Genomic DNA, 4042 nt, shown 5'->3' on the forward strand with positions numbered 1-4042 from the left:
TTCCGGCTGCGAAACAACCATTGCAAAAAATATTCTTTGAGGTTATGGTATATCCATCTTCCTGATTTACCTGATAGCGCTCGTATAAGTCATCCCGAGCTTGCTCCCAAGGAATATTTTCATCGTACTTACCTTTTACAAAGTCGTACATTTTTGCGGCATATGAATCATTGGGAAGGTGTTCTCTGGCTTCATTGGCCATCCAAACTGTTTGCTCTTTTTCGGATAGGGTTTTATCAACTTCGGAAGCTAAGGAATACATGATAACATAGAATTCAGAGATCCATTGAGCATTTTCCCGAGCCGTTGTTCGTATGGGTAATTCGGCTATTTTTAAAGCAATATCTGGTCTCGAAGGTGCAAAAAGGCCAAATATCTCTGTAGTTAATTGCGCATCTATCATCTCGTGATAATTGTCGTAAATAGTGTCTTTGGTAATATTTGGGTCACTTGTTTCTGGAGGAACTGCCCCATGGAGCATCATATCAAGTGCTTTTTGATTCGCAACCCACAAAAAGTTCTCCTCTTCGTGTTTTATATGTTTCAGCCAGCCTTCCTTAATTTGTTTTCCGCTTAACATACTGGTTTTATTGGTATACAATAAATGCTGGTACATATATTCTATATCGGTATCATCATCTGCCCCCCAAATCTCATCTTCACCCCTGAATACAAAGTCTATGTTATCCGATAATTCACTTGGCAGGCCCTCTCCCCAAATACTCGGCTGGTCTGGTTTACCCCAATCTTCCCTGGTGTAAAAGGGACCTGTTTTTATCTCGCCAATGTTTCCAATTTTGTCCATTTCGGTTACCAGCCCGGTCCAATTGGCAATGCACTGACCCAACCAAAAACCGTATAGTTTGTTTGAATACTCTGAACGGGAAATAACCATGTCCGTTGCATTTGGAGTATAGGTACTATATTCAAGTCCAGGATTGGTCAAGGCATTTTCGACCTGTTTTACCTCTTCCTTATTGGAATCCTTGCAGGACATAACCGATAAAAAAAATATGAGCGTAGTTCCCGCCAAACATAGAAATTTAAGTGCGTAATTCATTTTATTGTTTTTCATTAGTTAACAAATCTAAGTAAGTACATTTTAATTAAAACCTTCAACTTTTAATTGTTTTTTAAGCCAGTACTCATCATCCCGGAATTCATAAGCCGTGGGTTTAAAATCGCCTATAATAGTTACATCCGCCTTAGCCGGAACTTTTAGATCCAAACTCCAGAAGACACTGTTTACCAATAATCTGCGTGTACTCTCGTTCATCATATCGCTGGCGGCTCCTATAGTGGTGGTGAAGGCCCTTCCTTCTATACCCCCTGGTATCTGATACGTTTTAGTCCAGGCAATGGGCATCATAGCATCATTGAGTAAGACTCCTTTATCATTCTTTGTCGCCGGGATAGTATCTGTAGGCCTCATCCCATAAAAAAGGTCTTCCTCGTCAAAGGCTCCTTTACGCTCTGTGACTTCTCCTAAAATTATAGGTTGTGAATCTCCTGGCAGGGGTAACCGAACCCCATAAACATCTGTGGGTCCCCAGATATCACCATCTTCAATACCGTTAGTGAGAGGGTGTGTTTTTCCGGTTTCAGCTATAATTCCACGAGTGCTTTGATGCTTGTGATGCCCATGATGTGAAATCCATTTTTCACCTAATACCAGGCGTCCAAAACCATCTACCCATTCTTTTTTATCCCCTTCATAACCATTGCTGTAATGCTTGTAACTAGAATTTGAATCCACATTAAAATTAAAGGCATGGGTAGCCGTGCGGATTCCTATTACGGGCTTCCCGCTCTTCAGATAATTATCAATGATTTCCATTTGTTCATCAGGGAGCGCACGAAAACGGGTAAAAATGATCATCAGATCAGCTGAATTAAGGATATTCAAACCCGGGATGTTTTCGACATAATTTGCATTTATAATCCCTGGATTAGAAGGATCCTGGGCAAAAAGTACAGTACAATTGAATCCATGTCTTCCTCTTAAAATTTTGGCCAACTGTGGTAAGGCCTCTTCGGACCGATACTCCTCATCACCGGAAATAAGCACCACATGTTTAGCTTCAGCATTCCCCGAATTAAAAGTGAGCCATTGTTTTGGACCTGGTTCTGACTCTTCTATAGTTTTTTTTTCTGTTTTTTGCCCGCAAGTTGTTATCAGCAGACAACCAATTAAGAGAATAAATGCTTTTTTCATGAAATATATTTATATTATTAGTGGTATAATAATCAGATTCCCATACCTTTTTTAATAAAGGTATATCCTTTGGTATAAACTTCTTCCATGGGGGAATAATCACGCCAGACATTTATGGCATTGGCAAATTCAGGAATAATTGTACTAAAAGCCTCAATAGTAAGCCAGCCCTGATAATCAATTTCCTTTAAAGTTCGGAAAACTTCGTTCCAGTTCACCTGCCCGCTTCCGGGGGTGCCCCGGTCATTCTCGCTAATATGTACATGCTTTAAATAGGGAGCTATGGTTTTAAGTGCTTCTGCCTGACTTTTCTCTTCAATGTTCCCGTGGTGTGTATCATACATGGCACCAAGACTCGGATGATTTACCTTTTCAGCCAATGTCTTTAAATCGGTCATAGTATTGTAGAGGTAACATTCAAACCTGTTTAATGCCTCGGGAGCAAGAATTATGTTAGCCTCGCCGGCAAGTTCTGCTGCTTTTTGCAGCATTTCAATACTCCATTGCCTTTCTTCTTCCTTGGGGGGTTGTCGGGTAAAATAGGCAAAACTGGAATGGAAAGGACCGCAAATAACTTCTGCATTGAGGGCTGCTCCCATCTCAATAGACCATTTTAATTTTTCTAAGCCTGCTTTACGTGTTTTCTGGTCCGGACTGGCAATATTTTCTTCTGCAGCAAGAGATGCTACACAGGTTACACCCATTTCAATTTCCGCGAAATGATTGCCTAACCTGGAATAATGTTGTTCATTACCTTCACCTAAAAATAATTCAATCCCGTCATACCCGGTTAGCTTTAAACTATCAACAATATCATAGTGATGTTCTGTAACATGATTAGTCCAGAGCAACATATTCATTCCAATTTTCATTTCAAAAATTTTATAGGTGTAAAACAGAAAGAAAACCACTGTCAAATACATTGACAGCAGTTATTGTTTTATTAAAACTACAATTAACAGGCTAGGCCACCACAGGCTCCGGGTTACGATTTTTCATCCAAAAATAGAGTATGGTAAAAAGCACAATCAAAATACTTGGAAATATCACCATTGTTCCCAAAGTAGCTTGGCCAGAGGCTAACTCTAATGCATCACCAGTTAAACCTTGGGCTGATGCGGCTGCTCTATCAGCATCAATCCATCCGCCAATTATGGGTTGGAAAATTGAAGATGAAAACATACCTATAGCCCCTATAATCGACATGCCCAAAGCGCCACTTTTAGGCACTTTAGTAGCTACCAATCCAATCATATTGGGCCAGAAATAAGCGATACCAAGTGCAAATACTATGGCTGCCACATAGGCCATTGCACCTGTTTGCGTGCTAAACAAGTAAATTCCGATTGTGGCTAAGACAGCAGATCCCAAGAGAACACCGGTTTGGTCGAATCTTTTCACCATATCACCTCCAAAATACCTGGCTACCGCCATTAATCCGGCAGTTAAAGCCAATATCAAGGTAGGTTGTGCTCCACTATTTTTGAGAATAAGTCCAACCCATTGATTAGGTCCGAATTCTGTAATAGCAGTTAAAGCCATACATGCGGCAATGAAAATAAATAATGGGGTCACCATTGCTTTTAAATTTCCTACGAGGGTAGCTGCTTCTTGTATTTTGGCTTTTGGCCAAGATTGGCCAAAAAACATATATGCATAAATTAGGGTAGGAATTAAGAGCAACCAGACTTGACTTTGGCCCATTATACCAAAATCCGTCATAAAACCTGATAACAGGCTACCAATTGCAATTCCGCCAGGAAACCACATATGAAAACGGTTCAGCATTTTACTCATTCGGGTTCCCTGATAGGCATCGGCTATCAT

At 40.4% G+C, this 4042-nt stretch carries 4 protein-coding genes; all 4 read right to left on the reverse strand.

The genetic code is table 11. The features are described from left to right. On the reverse strand, nucleotides 1-1075 hold a 1075-nt coding region (locus WBN20_RS04355; protein ID WP_424280832.1), incomplete at its 3' end, for an ADP-ribosylglycohydrolase family protein. A 27-nt stretch (nucleotides 1076-1102) separates the two neighbouring features. Next, the gene (locus WBN20_RS04360) at nucleotides 1103-2215 is read right to left on the reverse strand and encodes a ThuA domain-containing protein (protein WP_424280833.1); all 1113 of its coding nucleotides are present in this window, start codon (nucleotides 2213-2215) and stop codon (nucleotides 1103-1105) included. A 32-nt stretch (nucleotides 2216-2247) separates the two neighbouring features. Then, a complete protein-coding gene (locus WBN20_RS04365) occupies nucleotides 2248-3087 on the reverse strand; it encodes a sugar phosphate isomerase/epimerase family protein (RefSeq protein WP_424280834.1) in 840 nt (279 codons plus the stop codon). A gap of 91 nt (nucleotides 3088-3178) precedes the next feature. Beyond that, nucleotides 3179-4042, reverse strand: an 864-nt coding sequence (locus tag WBN20_RS04370) for an MFS transporter (RefSeq protein ID WP_424280835.1), incomplete at its 5' end; no start/stop codon positions are given.

The sequence above is a fragment of the Eudoraea sp. genome (genome assembly GCF_049665975.1).
Taxonomy (GTDB): Bacteria; Bacteroidota; Bacteroidia; order Flavobacteriales; family Flavobacteriaceae; genus Eudoraea.